This window comes from Pseudomonas sp. UBA3153 (assembly GCF_002364635.1).
Lineage (GTDB): Bacteria > Pseudomonadota > Gammaproteobacteria > Pseudomonadales > Pseudomonadaceae > Pseudomonas_O > Pseudomonas_O kuykendallii.
In genome coordinates this window covers 1516-1727 of record NZ_DEYR01000104.1, presented here as the reverse complement: position 1 = coordinate 1727, position 212 = coordinate 1516, and positions in this window count along the sequence as shown.

Sequence of the window (212 nt, the reverse complement as noted above, 5' to 3'; positions counted from 1 at the left end):
TCCCACGTCGCTGTACCGCGATGCGCCCCTGCCCCGCCGGCTGCACGGGCCAACGGGTTGGCTATCCTGATCGGCATGACCAGACTTCCCTGCGCGGCGAAACCTCCGGTGACAGCGAGCCAGGCGCCTGCCGGCAATCGCCCGGGTATCCTTCGCCCCGTCGAGCCGTTTCGCTGCCGCCCTCGATTTCCGCGCAGTGTCACGGCAAGGCA